This is a genomic window from Streptomyces sp. NPDC001822, from assembly GCF_042892135.1.
In the GTDB taxonomy this organism is placed as follows: Bacteria; Actinomycetota; Actinomycetes; order Streptomycetales; family Streptomycetaceae; genus Streptomyces.
In genome coordinates this window covers 1-15,953 of the sequence record NZ_JBIATW010000003.1, presented here as the reverse complement: position 1 = coordinate 15,953, position 15,953 = coordinate 1, and the positions used below count along the sequence as shown (strand labels likewise).

Here is a 15,953-nt window from a genome sequence, read left to right as displayed (position 1 = left end):
CGGTACGAGCCCCCTACGGCTGCAGGAGCTGCTCCGTCCAGATGACCTTGCCCCCGTCGTCCGTGTAGCGGGTGCCCCAGCGCTCCGCCAGCTGCGCGACGAGGAAGAGCCCCCGGCCCCCTTCGTCCGTGCTGGCCGCCTGGCGCAGATGGGGGGAGGTACTGCTGCGGTCGGACACCTCACAGATCAGCGTGCGGTCGCGGAGGAGCCGTACGCCGATGGGGCCGGTGGCGTAGCGGATGGAGTTCGTGACCAGTTCGCTGAGGATCAGCTCGGTCGTGAAGGCCTCCTCGGCCAGATTCCACTCGGCGAGCTTGCGGGACACCTCGGCGCGTACCTGGGCGACCGCCGCGGGGTCGGAGGGTACGTCCCACTCCGCAACGTTCTCGGGGTCCATCCGGCGGGTGCTGCCGACGAGCAGCGCGACGTCGTCGCGGGCGCGGGCCGGCACGAGCGTGCGCAGGACGACCTCGCAGGTCTCCTCGGGGGTCCGCTCGGGGTGCCCGGCCAGCGTGGAGCGCAGGATCTCCAGCCCCTCGTCGATGTCACGGTGCCGGTCCTCGACGAGCCCGTCCGTGTAGAGCACCAGCCGGCTGTTCTCGGCGAGCTGCACGTCCAGGGTCTCGAAGGGCAGGCCGCCCAGCCCCAGCGGGGGCCCGCCGGGCACGTCGGCGAACCGCGCGTCGCCCTCGGGGCTGACGACCACGGGCTGGAGGTGGCCCGCCCGCGCCATGCTGCAGCGCCCGGACACCGGGTCGTAGATCGCGTAGAGGCAGGTGGCGCCGGTGACACCGCCGCCCTCGGAGCCGTCGGCCGACTCGTCCTGGTCGATCCGGGCGACCAGTTCGTCCAGGTGCCACAGCAGCTCGTCCGGCGGCAGGTCCAGGGTGGAGAAGTTGTGGACCGCCGTACGCAGGCGCCCCATCGTGGCGGCCGCGTGCAGGCCGTGCCCCACGACGTCGCCGACCACGAGCGCGACCCGGGCGCCGGGCAGCGGGATGATGTCGAACCAGTCGCCGCCGACACCGCCGAGCCCGCCCAGCCCGGCCTGCGCGGGCAGGTAGCGGTAGGCCGCCTCGATGGCGGTCTGGTCGGGAAGTCCGCGCGGCAGCAGGCTGCGCTGCAGGGTGACGGCGACGTTGTGCTCGCGCGAGTAGCGGCGCGCGTTGTCGATGCTCACCGCGGCGCGGGCCACCAGTTCCTCCGCGACCGACAGGTCCTCGTCCTCGAACGGTTCGGGCCGCTCGGCCCGCCAGAACAGCGCCACTCCGAGGATCACGCCCCTGGCCCGCATGGGGACGGCGATCAGTGAGTGGAGGCCGCATTCGACGATCCGCGCGCCGCGCTCCGGGTCCGGTTCCTGCCAGCCGGAGTGCTGCGCCAGATCGGGTACGAGGACCGCCTCGCCCCTGAGGAGACCCGCGCCGAGTTCCGTCTCCGGCAGGAAGTGGACCACCGAGCCCAGCGGGTGGAGTCCGGTGTCGTCGCGCAGTCCGCTGAAGGCGGACCGCCTCAGCCCGCTGGAGGTGGCGCCGGCCGACGTGGGCTCCTCGCCGCGCAGCACGGCCTCGGCGAGGTCGACGGTGGCGTAGTCGGCGAATCTGGCGGTGGCGAAGTCGGCCAGTTCCTCGCACGTCCGGATGACGTCCAGCGCGGTGCCGATCTCCGTGCCCGCGTCGTAGAGCAGCTTGAGCCGGCCGCGGGCCATGGCGGCCTTGCCGGTCAGCGCCTGCAGTTCCGTGGTGTCGCGCAGGGTCGTCACGCTGCCCGGCGGGCCTCCGTCCCTGTCGGTGGGACGCTGGCTGACGGCGAGGAGCCTGTCGCCGACGGAGTGCACCTCGTCGGTCGCGCTGCGCCCGGAGGCCAGCAGCCCGGTGGTGACCTGGTCGAGACCGAGGTCGGTGACGGGCGTGCCGTCGACGTCCGGGGGCAGCGCCAGAAGCCTCCGTGCCTCGTCGTTCGCCAGCAGCAGGCGCCCGTCGCCGCTGACGATGACCACGCCCTCGCGCACGGAGTGCAGAACGGCGTCGTGGTGCTCGTACATCCGGGTCATCTCGGTCGGGCCGAGGCCGTGGGTCTGACGGCGGAGGCGCCGGGTGACGAGCGCCGTACCCCCCATGGTGAGCAGCAGGATCCCGGCGGCCGAACCGAACAGGAGGGGGAACTGGTTGTCGGCCACCCCGCTGACGCTCTTGATGGTGATCCCCGCGGACACCAGGCCGATCACCCTGCCGTCGGCTCCGGTCACGGGGACGACGGCCTGGATCAGCGGTCCGATGGTCCCCGTGAGCCTCTCGGTGACGACGCGTCCGTCGAGTGCGGGTCCCACCTCGCCGACGAACTTCTTGCCGATCCGGTCGGGCAGCGGGTGGGTGAAGCGGATGGCGTCCCGGTTCAGGACGACGATGAAGTCGACCCCGGAGGCCTTGCGCGCGGCTTCGGCCTTCGGCTGGAGCACGGCGGTGGGGTCGGGGCTCTTCAGGGCGGCTTCCATGCCCGGGGAGTTCGCGAAGGTCTCGGCCACGGCGACCGAGCGGTTGCGAGCCTCCCGCTCGCTGTCCGCGCGGGACTGCAGCACGAGTGCGGCCACGGCGGCTGCGACGAGCAACACCACGATCGCCACTTGGAGGAGAAAGACCTGACCGGCGAGGCTTCTCATGCCGAGAAACGAACGCGGGCGGCCGTCGCGTCCGGCCATGCCCCCCTTTCTACACCCTGGCCATAAGCCGGGCGAGCGGTGCACGACGGGCCGGGCGGGCCCGGCGGCCGGAAGCCGTCATGGCGTGCGAGCCGTCTCCCGCCCCGCCCCGTCTTCCTCCCGGGCCATCCGGTGCGGCCACCAGACGCGTGGGCCGATGTCCAGGAAGAGAGCGGTGACCAGGACCGACCGTACGACGAACGTGTCCAGGAGTACGCCCAGGGCCACCGTGAAGCCGATCTCCGCGAAGGCGACCACGGGAAGGGTGCCGAGCGCGGCGAACGTGCCGGCCAGGACGAGGCCGGCGGAGGTGATCACCGCACCGGTCGCGGCGAGCCCGGTCACGACGCCGGCCCGGGTGCCCCGGTGCAGTGCCTCCTCGCGGATCCGCGTGGTCAGGAAGATGTTGTAGTCGATGCCGAGCGCCACCAGGAAGACGAACACGAAGAGCGGGAAGTCCGTCGTCTCCCCCGCGTAGTCGAAGACGTACCGGAAGGCGAGCGCGCTGATGCCGAGCGCGGCGGCGAAGGAGAGGACCACCGTCGCGACCAGGAGGAGGGGCGCCAGCAGGGCGCGGAGCACCAGCGCCAGGATGAGCAGGACGACCAGCAGCACCAGCGGGATGATCAGCAGGTTGTCGTGGCGGGTGGCGGCGTCCATGTCGAGCGCGGCCGCCGTGTCACCGCCCACCAGCGCGTCCGCGCCCGGAATCCCGTGTACGGCGGCCCTGACCCGTTCGACGGTCCGCTCGGCCCGGTCGCTGTCCGCGGCGTCGGTGAGGGTGGCCTCGAAGATGGCGCGGCCGTCCTGCACCGGGCGGGCGCCGGGCGGGACGACGAGCGACCCGGGCACGACGCCCCGGGAGCCCTGGACGGCTGCCCGCACCTCGCGGCTCCGGTCCGCCGCCGCGATCACGACGAGCGGGCTGCCGCTCCCGGCCGGGAAGTACCGGTTCTGGACCTCCTGCCCGGACACCGAGTCCGGCTTGCCGGGAAAGGAGTCGGCGTTGCTGAGCCCCGCCGCGCGCAACTGCAGGAGACCGAGGGAGAGCGCCGCGAGCACCACGGCCGTGGCCGCCCAGAACCTGCGCGGGTGCGCGGCGAGCCGCCGGCCGGTCCGCGCCCAGAACCCGCGCTCGGTGGGTTCGGGCGTGCCCTGGTGCGGGACGGCCGGCCAGAAGACCCACCGGCCGAAGATCACCAGCAGGGCCGGCAGCAGCGAGAGCATGGCGACGAGGGCGACGGCCACGCCGATGGCGGCCACGGGTCCGAGGCCGCGGGTCGAGTTCATCTCGGCGGCCAGCAGGACGAGCATGCTCAGCACCACGGTGCCGCTGCTCGCCAGCACGGCGGGCCCCGCGCGGTGCAGCGCGCGGGCCATGGCCTCGTGCCGGTCCTCGTGGCGCCGCAGCTCCTCGCGGTAACGGGCGACGAGGAGCAGGGCGTAGTCGGTGCCCGCGCCGAAGACGAGGACGGTCAGGATGCCGGCGCTCTGCCCGTTGACGGTGAGACCCGCGTGCGCCGCGAGGAGGTAGATCAGGGCCTGCGCGGTGAGGAGGGCCGCGACCACCGAGACCACGGGCAGCACGAGCAGCGACGGGCTCCGGTAGGTGATCAGCAGCATGACGATCACGACGCCGAGCGCGGCGAGGAGCAGGGTCGAGTCGATGCCGGAGAACGCGTCGGCCGAGTCGGCGGCGACTCCCCCGGGCCCGGAGATGTGCACGGCGAGCCCTTCCCCGCCGCTCCCCACGACATCCCGCACGGAGTCGACGGCGGGGCCGATCCGTTCCCAGCCCTTCTCGTCCATCGTGATCGGTACGAAGATCTGCGCGGCGGCGGGCGCGGTCCTCCGGTCGTAGAGCGGCCCGCGGACCTCACCGCCCCGCACACCGTGGGCGCGCAGGGTCGTGAGCTGCCGCGCGTCCTCGGCGATCCTCGCCCGGTCGGCGCCGGTCAGGCCGTCTTCACGCGCGTACACGACGACGGCCGTGATGACCTCGGGCTGGAACTCCTTGGACTCCTCCCAGACCCGGGTGGACTCGGCGCTGCTGGGCAGCCAGGACGCGGCGTCGTTGTTCTGGGCTCCCGTGAGCTTCCCGGCGAGCGGCGCCGCCAGGACGAGGACGATGATCCAGAACAGCACGACGAGCCACTTGGTGCGGCGTCCGCACAACAGCCGGGCCACTTCCCGCATGCCGTTCCCGCCCCTTCGTCCGGTGCCGTGGCGGCGAGAGTAGGAGGGGCCCGGGCGGGCGGAGCGGCGACATGCCGTGGACGGAGCCCGCGGGCCACGGTCGGACCATCGGCGGCCGCTGGGGACAGCCCTCAGGGACGGGCCGGCCGCCCGAAGCGCACTGGGACGCCGGGCGAGTACAGCACGCTCTGGGGCGGCCCGGCGGGAGCGGGGAGTCCGGCGGCCGTGACGAGGTCCTCGTCGCACTCGACGAGGTGCGCACGGTGCAGGGGCCAGCGGGGATGGGCGTTCGGGAGGTACATCGTGCGTCCGCGGAAGGTGCTGTGCATGCCCCAGCGGGCCGTCACGAAGTGTTCGAGCGCGCTGGGGGTGCGGATGCGCTCGCCGGGGCGCAGGACGATCCGGCTGTGGGCGCCCCGGGGACCGGGGGCCAGGCGCCTGCTGGTGTAGGTGAGTGTGCCGCCCTCGCGCCGGATCGCCATGCGGGACCAGACGTACGGGAGCCGGAACGCGGCGCGGGCGACACCCACGGGGATCAGGCGTGAGGCGTCGAGCGAGCGGAAGACCACCCCGCGCCGTCCGTGCGCGTCCCGCGAGTAGAGCCGGACGTTGGTCTCGGGGAAGGTGCCGAGGTAGGGGATACCGGGCAGGCGCAGCCATCCGACTCGGTACATGCGGAAGGCGACCAGTCCGACGTAGGTGGCTCCGTCCAGGGTGTCGGGTTCGGTCCCGGCGGGGAGCAGCGGCGCCACGTCGGCCGGGTCCGCGGCCCAGTGGAGGAACGCGAGGTCCAGCCAGGACTGCGTCATGAGAGGTCTCATCGCCGGGTCGGGCGGATCGGGGGTGACGGCCTGCGGGGTACGGAAGGTGGGCGGCACACGTCCACCATGGCAGAACGGGCGGACGCGCCGTCGCGGTGCGCGCGGCCGCCGCGGCGACGTCCCGGAGGGCGCGCCCCGCGATCACCTCACTGCAGCACGCGCACGGCGGCGCCGAAGAGCGGGGGCAGGCACTGGGCGGCCGGCACGATCATCCGGGCGGTGACCGGGCGGCCCGCCAGCCCCACCAGCGCCCGGGTGAGCAGGCGATGACGGCGGGTCAGCCGCGCCCAGCGCGCGGGATACGCGCCGGGCCTGCCCGCGACGAGGCAGTCGACCGCCGCCGTGGCGGTCGCCGCCGCGAGGGCGACGCCCTCACCGGTGAGCGCGTCGACGTAACCGGCCGCGTCACCGACGAGCAGGACGCGGCCCGCTCCCGGGGTGCTGACGGTCCGCCGCAGGGGGCCGGCGCCGCGCACGGCACCGTCCTCCCGTCCGCGCAGCGCACGGGCCAGGGCGGGGAAGGCGTCCAGGTGCTCCCCGTGGGAGCGCCGGTGACCGCTGAGCACGGCGACCCCGACCAGTCCGTCCCCGACCGGGGTCACGTACGCCTCGCCGTACGGGGACCAGTGCACCTCGACGAAGTCGGTCCAGGGTGGGACCCGGTAGTGGCGGCGCAGTCCGTACCGGCGTGGCGGGGCGGCGGCGCGTTCGAGTCCGAGCGCGCGGCGTGTGGGCGAGTGCAGACCGTCGGCGGCGATCAGCCAGCGGGCCGTCAGCCCCGCCGCCGTGACCCGGTCCTCCTCCTGGCGCACCCCGTCCACCCGGCCGGCGACGAAGCGCACCCCGAGATCCGCCGCGCGCCGGTGCAGCGCGGCGGACAGCTCGGTCCGCCGTACGCCGAGCCCGGGGCTGCCGCGGAAGCGCGCCTCGGCACGGCGGGCACCCTGTACGTACCGGATGCCCTGGAGCTCCCGGCCGGCCGGGGCGACTCCCAGCGCTTTCAGGGCCGCCACCCCGCTGGGCATGATGCCCTCGCCGCACGCCTTGTCCACGGGTGCGGCGCGGGGCTCCACCACGACGGCTTCCAGGCCTGCCGAGGCCGCCCAGACGGCGGCCGCGAGACCGGCCGGCCCGCCGCCCGCGACCAGGATGTCGATCACGCGTGCCCCCCGGCTTCCCCGAGGCGGGCGAGGGCGCCGTCCTCGCACCGGATGCGTACGGCCATGAGGGCCGCGTTGAGCACGGTGAACAGGACGGCGGTCACCCAGGCGCCGTGCACCAGCGGCAGTGCCGCCCCTTCGGCCGCGACCGCCGCGTAGTTGGGGTGGCGGAGCAGGCGGTAGGGCCCGCCGGTCACCAGGGGGAGGCCGGGGACGACGATGACTCGTGTGTTCCAGCGCCGGCCCAGCGTGCGGACGCACCACCAGCGCAGTCCCTGCGCGGCGGCCACCACCGCCACCATGGTCCAGCCGAGCCACGGGACGAAGACGCGCTCCGCCCGCCAGGTCTCGGCGAGGCAGGCGGCGAGCAGCCCGGTGTGCAGGGCGACCATCGCCGGGTAGTGGCCGCGGCCGGCCTCCGTGCCGCCCCGTGCGAGGCTCCAGCGGGCGTTGCGCAGCGCGAGCCCCAGCTCGGCGAGGCGTTCGGCCGCGACGGCCGCCACCAGGACCGTGTACCAGATCATGCGTCCCTCCGGACTACCAGCGCAGCAGCACCAGTTCGCAGCAGAAGCCGGGGCCCATGGCCATCAGCAGCCCGGGCGACCCGGGTTCGGGCCTGCGCTGTTCCATGGTGTCGCGCAGGACGTGCAGGACCGATGACGACGAGAGGTTGCCGGTCTCCGCCAGCGCGCGCCGGGTGACGTCCAGGGCATCCTCGGGCAGGGTCAGCGCCTCGGTGACCGCTTCCAGGACCTTGGGGCCGCCGGGGTGGCAGACCCAGCGGGCGATGTCCTTCGGCTTCAGCCCGTGCGGCTCCAGGAAGCCCCCGACGTCGTCGGCGAGATAGCGGCGTACGACGTCGGGCACCGCGGGGTCGAGCACCACGGTGAAGCCGGAGCCGCGGATGTCCCATCCCATGACGTGCCCGGTGTCCGGGTAGAGACGGCTGCGGGTGTCGAGCACCTCGGGGCCGTCGGCGGGAGCCGGGTGGTCGCCGCCGACGAGGACAGTGGCCGCCGCTCCGTCCCCGAACAGTCCCGTGGCGACCAGGTTGGCGGGTGTGGGGTCGTTCCGCTGGAAGGTGAGGGAGCAGAGCTCGACCGAGAGGAGCACGGCCACCTGCCCCGGCCGGCCGAGCAGGTAGTCGTGCAGCCGGGCGATCCCCGCGGCCCCCGCGACACAGCCGAGCCCGAAGACGGGGAGCCGCTTCACGTCGGGCCGCAGGCCGAGGCGCCCGACGAGGCGTGCGTCGACGGAGGGTGCCGCGATTCCCGTGACCGAGGTGAACATGAGCAGGTCCACGTCGGCGGGCCGCAGCCCCGCCTTGCGCAGCGCGCCCCGCACGGCCTCTGCCCCCAGTTCCACGGCGGCGCCGATGAACACGTCGTTCGCCGCCCCGAAGCCGTCCAGCGCGGCGTAGCGCTCCAGGGGCAGCACGGTGTGCCGGGTGCGCACTCCCGCGTTCGCGTGGACACGGTCGAGCAGGCGCCTGTCCGCCCCGGGGGGAAGACAGGCGCGCGCCGTCATGTCGGTGACCGCCCGCTGGGTGTGGCGGTACGGCGGCAGGACCCCGTGAACGGCCGCGATCCGGGTCATCCTGGCCACTTCTTCGGAAAGGTCATGCCCATATCCTGACTGCATACCGGGGCAAAACAGCGCACATGCTGTTCGTGGCAGCCGTGTTCGCGGCGCTCCGGACTGCCTAGGATCGCCGCGTGGACACCACAGGCGGGTCATCGGCGTCCGCGTCCGCCGTGCGACTGCCGGACGCGCTGCGGGGGCTCGTACTGTCCTGCCACCCGGGGCCGTCCTGTGCGGTGACCGCGCTGATCGCCGTACTGGCCGTCAGTTCCGGTATGCAGGGCCCCCGTTGCGCGCTCGTCGCCTCGGCGGTGCTCGCCGGGCAGCTCTCCGTGGGCTGGAGCAACGACGCGTTCGACGCCCGGCGCGACGCCGACGCACACCGCCCGGGGAAGCCCGTCGCCCGGGGCACGGTGAGCCGGGGAACGGTGTGGTGCGCGGCGTCCGCCGCTCTCCTGCTGTGCGTGGCGCTGTCGCTGGCGTGCGGCGCGGCGGCGGGTGCGGCGCACCTGACGGGGGTTGGCGCGGCGTGGGCCTACAACCTGAGACTGAAGGCGACGGCGCTGTCCTGGCTCCCCTACGCGATCGGTTTCGCGGCCCTGCCGTGCTTGGTCGCCCTGAGCCTGCCCGGCGGCGCCGGGCCCGCCTGGTGGGTGGTGTCGGCGGGCGCCCTGCTGGGGGTGGCGGCCCATCTGGGCGACGTGCTGCCCGACATCGAGGACGACCTGAGGGCGGGTGTCCGCGGCCTGCCCCAGCGCTGGGGGCCGGCCCGCACGAGGCTCCTGCTGCCCCTGCCGCTCGTCGCGGCCACCGCGGTGCTGGTGTTCGGCCCTCCTGGCGGGCCCGGCGGGCCCGGCGTGGTCGCACTGGCCAGCGTCGCCCTCTGCGGGGCGGTGGTGACCGCCACGGGGGCCCGACCCCGCCGCGACGGGACCTGGCGCAAGGCCGCGCTGGCCGGGACCGTCGCCGTGGCCTCGGCGGACGTCGCGCTGCTCGTGACGCGGGGTGCGGGGCTCGCGTGAGCGGCCCGCGTGCGCCGCGCCGCCGGATGCGGCGGTGATGCGCGCACCTTTCGAGGATGCGCTCACATTTCCTACTGGGGGGTAGGCCCGCCAGGAGTCCTTGCTATACCTTGCGTCTAACAAGCGGGACGGAAGGCGGCCGCGCGAGGCACGCGCCCAGCCGCTCGCGCGATACCGCCGCCATGCCTTCAGCCGGGTACGGCATATGACGGCCCGTCCCCTGAGCAGCTGTGACAGCGCCGAGGAACTTCACGACGAACCGAGGAGCCGCACCATGGCAAGCAGCACCGTCCGGCCGGACGCGCAGGACCGGCCCCCCGAGGACGACCTCACCCGCCGCCTGCTGGAATCCGCGGCGACACTCGCCTACGACCCCGCCACCGAGGTCGACTGGGACACCCCGCTGGACAAGGCGTACCACGGAGCGAGTCCGGAGTGGAGCACCCTGTACGGCACCGCCTACTGGGCGGAGCTGACGGAGGAGCAGCGCACGGAGCTCACGCGCCAGGAGGCGGCGTCGGTCGCCAGCACCGGCATCTGGTTCGAGATGATCCTGCAGCAGATGATCCTCCGTGACGTCTACGCGAAGGACCCGACGAGCGCGGACGTCCAGTGGGCCCTGACCGAGATAGCCGAGGAGTGCCGGCACTCGATCATGTTCGCCCGCGGGGCGCAGAAGCTGGGCGCCCCCGCCTACCGCCCGCACCGCCTCGCGGTGGAGCTGGGCAGGGCCTTCAAGACACTCGCGTTCGGCGAGGCGGCGTACGCGGCGATCCTCGTCGCCGAGGAGGTCCTCGACGTCATGCAGCGCGACTGGATGCGGGACGAGCGGGTCGTGCCCTTCGTCCGCACGATCAACAACATCCATGTCGTCGAGGAGTCCCGGCACATGAAGTTCGCCCGCGCGGAGACCCGCAGGCACCTCGGCGGGGCCGGGCCGGTCCGGCGTCGCGTCAACGCGCTGGTCATCGCCATAGCCTCGTACGTCATCGTCACGAGCATGGTCAACAAGGGCGTCTACGCCAACGCGGGGCTCGACCCGGAGCGCGCCATCGGCGAGGCGAAGGCCAACGAGCACCACAAGTCGATGATGCGCTCCAGCTGTTCGGGCCTCATGGACTTCCTGGCCTCCGCCCGCCTGCTCACCAAGCCCGCCCTGGTGTTCTACAAGCGCGCCCACCTGATCTGAGCGGACGACATGACCTACGCCATCACCCAGACGTGCTGCAGCGACGCCACCTGTGTCTCGGTGTGCCCCGTGAACTGCATCCATCCGACGCCCGAGGAGGCCGACTTCGGCCGGACGGAGATGCTGTACATCGACCCGAAGTCCTGTATCGACTGCGGCGCGTGCGCCGACGCCTGCCCGGTGGACGCGGTCTTCCCGCTGGACGGCCTGCCCGCCGCACAGCGTGAGTACGGCCCTCTCAACGCGGCCTACTTCGCGGACCGGGAGCCGGCGTCGGAGCCCGACGGGCCGAACTTCCACGTGTGGGGCGGGCCGTCCTTCGAGCGGACCCTGCCGTCGGACTTCGGTCCGCTCCGGGTCGCCGTGGTCGGCACGGGACCTGCGGGCATGTACGCCGCCGAGGACCTGCTGCTGCACACCGGCGCCGAGGTGACCCTGATCGACCGGCTGCCCGTCGCGGGCGGCCTGATCCGCTACGGCGTGGCGCCCGACCACATGTCGACCCGGAAGGCCGGCGACACCTTCGCGAGGTTCCACACGCACCCCAGGGTGCGCATGCACCTCGGTCTGGAGGTCGGCCGGCACGTCACCCCCGGGGAACTGGCGTCGCACCACGACGCGGTGATCTACGCGGTCGGCGCCCCGGCGGGCCGCCGCCTCGGGATACCGGGTGAGGACCTGCCCGGCAGCATCCGCGCATCGACCTTCGTCTCCTGGTACAACGCCCACCCGGACGTCGCCGCGGACGCGGTCGACCTGTCCGCGGAGCGGGTCGTGGTGGCCGGCAACGGAAACGTCGCCCTGGACGTGGCGAGGATCCTGCTCTCGGAACCCGGCGACCTGGCGGCCGGTGACATCGCGGGCCACGCGCTCCACGCCCTTCGGGCCCGCGCCGTGCGCGAGGTGGTGGTGCTCGGGCGCCGCGGTCCCGGAGACGCGGCGTACACGAGGTCGGAGCTGCTCGCGCTGAAGCATCTGCCGGGCGTGGACCTGGTCGTGGACGACCACGACCCGAGGGTGGGCGCGGCGATCGACGCCGCGCTCCCCGGCGAACGGGCCGCGCTGCTGGCGGGTACCGTGCGCGAGCGGGTGGACTGGTCGCTCCCGCCGTCCGCAGGGCGCCGCATCGTGTTCCGCTTCCACTCCTCGCCGCTTGAGGCACTCGGCGACGGCGCCGTCACCGGTGTGCGGGTCACGGAGGCGGGGAGCGGCGCGGAAGCCCGCGAGATCCCGGCCGGCATGCTGCTGAGCGCCGTCGGCCAGCGCGGTGTCGCGGTCGAGGGACTGCCGTTCGACGAGGCGACCGGCACCGTTCCGCATGCGGCGGGAAGGGTGGCGGGCCGGCCGGGGACGTACGTCGTGGGGTGGATCAAGCGGGGCCCGTCGGGCGGCATCGGCGCCAACAGGACGTGCGCCGCCGAGACGGTCGGCGCCCTGCTGGAGGACGCCGTCAGGGGCGCACTGCCGTCACCGGATCACGGGGCCAGGGCATTCCAGCGGCTCGCCCGGCGCCGTAACCGCGAGATCGTGGACGCCCGCGGCCTGGCGCGGATCGAGCGAGCCGAACGGGCACGGGGAGACCGGGACGGACGCCCCAGGCTGAAACTGGCGACGACTCCAGAACTCGTCGCGGCGGCGAAGGGCCGCCGGCGGGCGGCGGGCTGAACCCTCCTCGCCCGCGCGCACCCCGCCCCCGGCCCCGCCGACCCTGTCGGCGGGGCCGGGGGCGTTCTGCTCTCCTCCATGACGCGGCATCAACTCCGTTCGGCAGCAACCGCATTACACACTAAGGTTAGGCTTGCTTAACTAAGCATTCGAACCGCATCGCGGTATCCGAGGAGGAAGAACCATGCACCTGCCGGCCTCCCCCGGGACGGAACGCGAGACACCGAGCCCCCAGGGCCCGGGGAGGCCCGGCCCGACGGCACCCCCGAGCGTGCTCGGCCTGAACGCCTACCTCATGTACGCCGCGGGCAAGGCCGCGCGCCGCAGACTCGCCGAACGGCTGTCGGCCCACGGGCTGCGCCTGTGGCATCTCACCATCCTGGCCATGCTGGAGGAGACCGGCCGGGTGTCCAAGGGGGACCTCGCCTCCCGGCTGGACATGAACCAGAGCGACCTCACCAGAACGGTCACCGACCTCGACAGGGCCGGTTACGTCGAGTGCGCCCGCGACCCCTCCGACCGCCGCCGGATCGAGGTCACCCTGACACCGGCGGGCAGGTGCGCCCTGACCGCACTCAACGCCGACATCTCGGCGGCCGAGTCGGAGCTGCTGGCCCCGCTGACCCCGGACGAACGCGAGCGCTTCTCCCTGCTGCTCCGCCGCGTGCACGCGCACATCGAACGGGACAGGGCGGGCACCGCCCCCGACGTCACCCCCGGCGGGTCGGGATCACTTCCCGGCCGCGAATGAGAGGCCCCCAGGGGGTGCGCCCCGGCGAACGGAACCGAGTGAACGAGCGTTCTCGTGTGTGGTTAACATATGAGCACCGCCTAGCTCGAAAGATGGACTTGTGACTGCCACCGAGGACTCGTTCACCAATTGGAAGACCCGTGAGGAGATCGCGGAGTCGATGATCCCGATCATCGGGAAGCTGCACCGGGAGCGGGACGTCACAGTCCTGCTCCACAGCCGCTCCCTGGTGAACAAGTCGGTGGTCAGCATTCTCAAGACCCACCGCTTCGCCCGGCAGATAGCCGGCGAGGAGCTCTCGGTCACCGAGACGCTGCCCTTCCTGCGCGCACTGAGCGCCCTCGACCTCGGCCCGTCCCAGATCGACCTCGGAATGCTCGCCGCGACCTACCGGAGCGACGACCACGGTCTGTCGGTCGAGGACTTCACCGCAGAAGCCGTGGCCGGTGCCACCGGCGCCAACAAGACCGAGCGCCGCGAGTCGCGTGACGTCGTCCTGTACGGCTTCGGCCGCATCGGCCGCCTGCTGGCCCGCCTGCTCATCGAGAAGACCGGCTCGGGCAACGGCCTGCGACTGCGCGCCATCGTCGTACGCCGGGGGGCCGGGCAGGACATCGTCAAGCGCGCCTCCCTGCTGCGCCGCGACTCGATCCACGGGCAGTTCCAGGGCACCATCACCGTCGACGAGGCGAACGACCGGATCATCGCCAACGGCAACGAGATCCAGGTGATCTACTCCGACGACCCGACGACCGTGGACTACACGGCGCACGGGATCAAGGACGCCATCCTCATCGACAACACGGGCCGCTGGCGCGACCGCGAGGGACTGTCCAAGCACCTGGTCCCCGGCATCGCGAAGGTCGTGCTGACCGCGCCGGGCAAGGGGGACGTCCCCAACATCGTCCACGGCGTCAACCACGAGACGATCAAGCCGGACGAGCAGATCATCTCCTGCGCCTCGTGCACCACCAACGCGATCGTCCCGCCGCTGAAGGCGATGGCGGACAAGTACGGCGTACTGCGCGGTCACGTGGAGACCGTCCACTCGTTCACCAACGACCAGAACCTGCTGGACAATTACCACGACTCCGACCGCCGTGGCCGCTCGGCGCCCCTGAACATGGTCATCACCGAGACGGGTGCCGCATCGGCCGTCACCAAGGCGCTGCCCGACCTCGACGCCAGGATCACGGGCAGTTCGATCCGCGTGCCGGTGCCCGACGTCTCCATCGCGATCCTCAACCTGCAGCTCGCCCGCGCCACCGACCGCCAGGAGGTCCTCGACTACCTCCGCAACGTGTCGCTGACCTCGCCGCTCCGGCGGCAGATCGACTTCATCACCGCTCCCGACGCGGTCTCCAGCGACTTCATCGGCTCGCGCCACGCCTCGATCGTCGACGCGGGCGCGACGAAGGTGGAGGGCGACAACGCGATCCTCTACCTCTGGTACGACAACGAGTTCGGCTATTCCTCCCAGGTCATCCGGGTCGTCCAGCACGTCTCCGGTGTGGAGTACCCGACCTACCCGGCTCCGGCGGTCTGACCCCGCGAACCGGCCGAAGGCCCCCGGCGACGGGGGCCTTCGGCGCGAGCCGAGGCCTTCGGTCGCACCGGGCCGCCCCGACCCCGCCGACGGCGCGAAGGGCCCTTTCCGGCCGCCACGCCCCTGGAGTACGCGGCCGGCGTCCCGTCCTTGGATAACGTCCCGATATGACCAGAACCGAGGGGCACATCCTCAAAGAGGCCGACGACGCGATCCGAGCCGTCGTCGCGGGAGTTCCCGCGGACGGCCGGCACCTGAAGACCCCCTCTCTCGCGCGGGCACTGCGGCCGGTGGCCGACGCCCTGGCGGAGCCGTTGCGGGGTTTCGCCTTCGGCCCGGCGATCGAGCCGGCTCCCGGCGCCGACGCGGCGAGCTCACTGCTCGACCACCTGGGCCGCAGGGCGGACTGGACGGCCTGACCGACCCGCCCCACCGGCAGGAGACACCTTGTCCGTCCGCAGGGTCGTACCCGACATCACGTCGGAGGCCACGATGGAGGAGAACCGGGAGTTCTACGGCCGCCTCGGGTTCGAGGAGGTCATGAACCTCGGCTGGGTAATGACGCTCGCCTCGCCCACCGACCCCACCGCACAGGTCACCTTCATGGAACGCGACGCCACCGCGTCGGTCGTCCCCGACATGAGTGTCGAGGTGGACGACGTCGACGCTGTCCACGCGGCCGTGCTGACCGCGGGTGCGGAGATCGTCCACCCGCTGCGGGACGAGGCCTGGGGGGTGCGCCGGTTCTTCGTACGGGATCCCAACGGCCGTGTGGTCAATGTGCTGAGTCACGGATGACCGCTGCGGAAGCGGTCCGGGAGCGCGGGCTGCGCTCAGGAACCGTCCGGTGCGCCCGGAGCACGGGCCGCCGGCCCCGACGCACCGGGGGCCGCGACAGCCGCACGCGGGGCGTGCCGCCCCACGACCACCGCCCGGAGTGACGCGGTACACGCCCGGAACCGCGCATGGCCGGCCGCGCTCGGGACAGTGGCTGGAGTGGACCGTCACCGAGCCGTGCCGACGTCGGCAGGGTCTCGGACAGGCGGTCCTCGGACCAGCGGATACCGGAAACGGGCCCTGCGATCGGCTCCCGGGCACGGAAGGCCCGGGAGCACGACCGCCCTGCCCGCCCCCCGTCGACGAGGTGAGAGATGACCAGCCACACAGAAGAGACGTCCACCCCCTCCAGATACGGCGACGCGCTCCACTCCGAGCGCACCGTGCGCCTGCGGCGCCGGCTGGAACGCCTGATCGGGATCGCGGCGACGGAAGGGAACGAGGTCGTCCCGCTCCGCAACGGGGATGAGATCTTCGCGGCGATGCT

The 15,953-nt window shown here is 73.0% G+C and carries 13 protein-coding genes and 1 pseudogene; 8 read left to right on the top strand and 6 right to left on the bottom strand.

The window, feature by feature from the left end; all coding sequences use genetic code 11:
* Nucleotides 1-13 precede the first annotated feature (13 nt).
* The 6 genes from ACFYY2_RS08120 to ACFYY2_RS08095 all read right to left on the bottom strand — a co-directional run bounded on the left by ACFYY2_RS08120 (nt 14) and on the right by ACFYY2_RS08095 (nt 8,471).
* Nucleotides 14-2,698, bottom strand: a complete 2,685-nt coding sequence (locus tag ACFYY2_RS08120; RefSeq protein ID WP_388738682.1) for a SpoIIE family protein phosphatase — start codon at nt 2,696-2,698, stop codon at nt 14-16.
* 78 nt (nt 2,699-2,776) lie between these two features.
* Nucleotides 2,777-4,894 carry an MMPL family transporter gene (locus ACFYY2_RS08115; RefSeq protein WP_388738680.1) on the bottom strand — a complete coding sequence of 706 codons (2,118 nt, stop codon included), beginning with the start codon at nt 4,892-4,894 and terminating at the stop codon, nt 2,777-2,779.
* A gap of 131 nt (nt 4,895-5,025) precedes the next feature.
* The gene (locus tag ACFYY2_RS08110) at nt 5,026-5,772 is read right to left on the bottom strand and encodes a YqjF family protein (RefSeq protein WP_388738677.1); all 747 of its coding nucleotides are present in this window, start codon (nt 5,770-5,772) and stop codon (nt 5,026-5,028) included.
* Between the two features lie 89 nt (nt 5,773-5,861).
* Entirely contained in the window at nt 5,862-6,875 is a 1,014-nt protein-coding gene (locus ACFYY2_RS08105; RefSeq protein ID WP_388738674.1) for an NAD(P)/FAD-dependent oxidoreductase, read from the bottom strand.
* A complete protein-coding gene (locus ACFYY2_RS08100; RefSeq protein ID WP_388738671.1) occupies nt 6,872-7,399 on the bottom strand; it encodes an isoprenylcysteine carboxyl methyltransferase family protein in 528 nt (175 codons plus the stop codon). The genes ACFYY2_RS08105 and ACFYY2_RS08100 overlap by 4 nt, the downstream gene beginning before the upstream one ends.
* A 13-nt stretch (nt 7,400-7,412) precedes the next feature.
* Complete coding sequence (locus tag ACFYY2_RS08095; protein WP_388738668.1) at nt 7,413-8,471, bottom strand: type III polyketide synthase; 1,059 nt, start codon at nt 8,469-8,471, stop codon at nt 7,413-7,415.
* Nucleotides 8,472-8,590: 119 nt separating this feature from the next.
* Here ACFYY2_RS08095 and ACFYY2_RS08090 point away from each other — a divergent pair, with 119 nt between their 5' ends.
* From ACFYY2_RS08090 to ACFYY2_RS08055, 8 genes and pseudogenes are all read left to right on the top strand, one after another.
* On the top strand, nt 8,591-9,478 hold the full coding sequence (locus ACFYY2_RS08090; RefSeq protein WP_388738665.1) for a UbiA family prenyltransferase: 888 nt from the start codon (nt 8,591-8,593) through the stop codon (nt 9,476-9,478).
* 274 nt (nt 9,479-9,752) lie between these two features.
* Entirely contained in the window at nt 9,753-10,667 is a 915-nt protein-coding gene (locus tag ACFYY2_RS08085; protein WP_388738662.1) for a diiron oxygenase, read from the top strand.
* Nucleotides 10,668-10,676: 9 nt separating this feature from the next.
* Nucleotides 10,677-12,332: an FAD-dependent oxidoreductase gene (locus ACFYY2_RS08080; protein WP_388738659.1), complete on the top strand. Its 1,656-nt coding sequence runs from the start codon at nt 10,677-10,679 to the stop codon at nt 12,330-12,332.
* A 184-nt stretch (nt 12,333-12,516) separates the two neighbouring features.
* On the top strand, nt 12,517-13,083 hold the full coding sequence (locus ACFYY2_RS08075; RefSeq protein ID WP_388738657.1) for a MarR family winged helix-turn-helix transcriptional regulator: 567 nt from the start codon (nt 12,517-12,519) through the stop codon (nt 13,081-13,083).
* A gap of 100 nt (nt 13,084-13,183) precedes the next feature.
* Nucleotides 13,184-14,629 (top strand): glyceraldehyde-3-phosphate dehydrogenase, encoded by a 1,446-nt coding sequence (locus tag ACFYY2_RS08070; RefSeq protein ID WP_388738654.1) that lies wholly within the window; start codon nt 13,184-13,186, stop codon nt 14,627-14,629.
* 167 nt (nt 14,630-14,796) lie between these two features.
* Complete coding sequence (locus ACFYY2_RS08065; protein WP_388738651.1) at nt 14,797-15,048, top strand: hypothetical protein; 252 nt, start codon at nt 14,797-14,799, stop codon at nt 15,046-15,048.
* A gap of 28 nt (nt 15,049-15,076) precedes the next feature.
* A complete protein-coding gene (locus tag ACFYY2_RS08060) occupies nt 15,077-15,427 on the top strand; it encodes a VOC family protein (RefSeq protein ID WP_388738648.1) in 351 nt (116 codons plus the stop codon).
* Between the two features lie 353 nt (nt 15,428-15,780).
* A pseudogene (locus ACFYY2_RS08055) lies at nt 15,781-15,953 on the top strand (cardiolipin synthase B); the annotation flags it as partial.

Excerpts from the sequence above, each read along its gene's own strand:
- ACFYY2_RS08080 (WP_388738659.1), top strand. The coding sequence starts at position 10,677 with ATGACCTACGCCATCACCCAGACGTGCTGCAGCGACGCCACCTGTGTC.
- ACFYY2_RS08085 (WP_388738662.1), top strand. The coding sequence starts at position 9,753 with ATGGCAAGCAGCACCGTCCGGCCGGACGCGCAGGACCGGCCCCCCGAG.
- ACFYY2_RS08095 (WP_388738668.1), bottom strand. The coding sequence starts at position 8,471 with ATGACCCGGATCGCGGCCGTTCACGGGGTCCTGCCGCCGTACCGCCAC.
- ACFYY2_RS08065 (WP_388738651.1), top strand. The coding sequence starts at position 14,797 with ATGACCAGAACCGAGGGGCACATCCTCAAAGAGGCCGACGACGCGATC.
- ACFYY2_RS08075 (WP_388738657.1), top strand. The coding sequence starts at position 12,517 with ATGCACCTGCCGGCCTCCCCCGGGACGGAACGCGAGACACCGAGCCCC.
- ACFYY2_RS08100 (WP_388738671.1), bottom strand. The coding sequence starts at position 7,399 with ATGATCTGGTACACGGTCCTGGTGGCGGCCGTCGCGGCCGAACGCCTC.
- ACFYY2_RS08115 (WP_388738680.1), bottom strand. The coding sequence starts at position 4,894 with ATGCGGGAAGTGGCCCGGCTGTTGTGCGGACGCCGCACCAAGTGGCTC.
- ACFYY2_RS08120 (WP_388738682.1), bottom strand. The coding sequence starts at position 2,698 with ATGGCCGGACGCGACGGCCGCCCGCGTTCGTTTCTCGGCATGAGAAGC.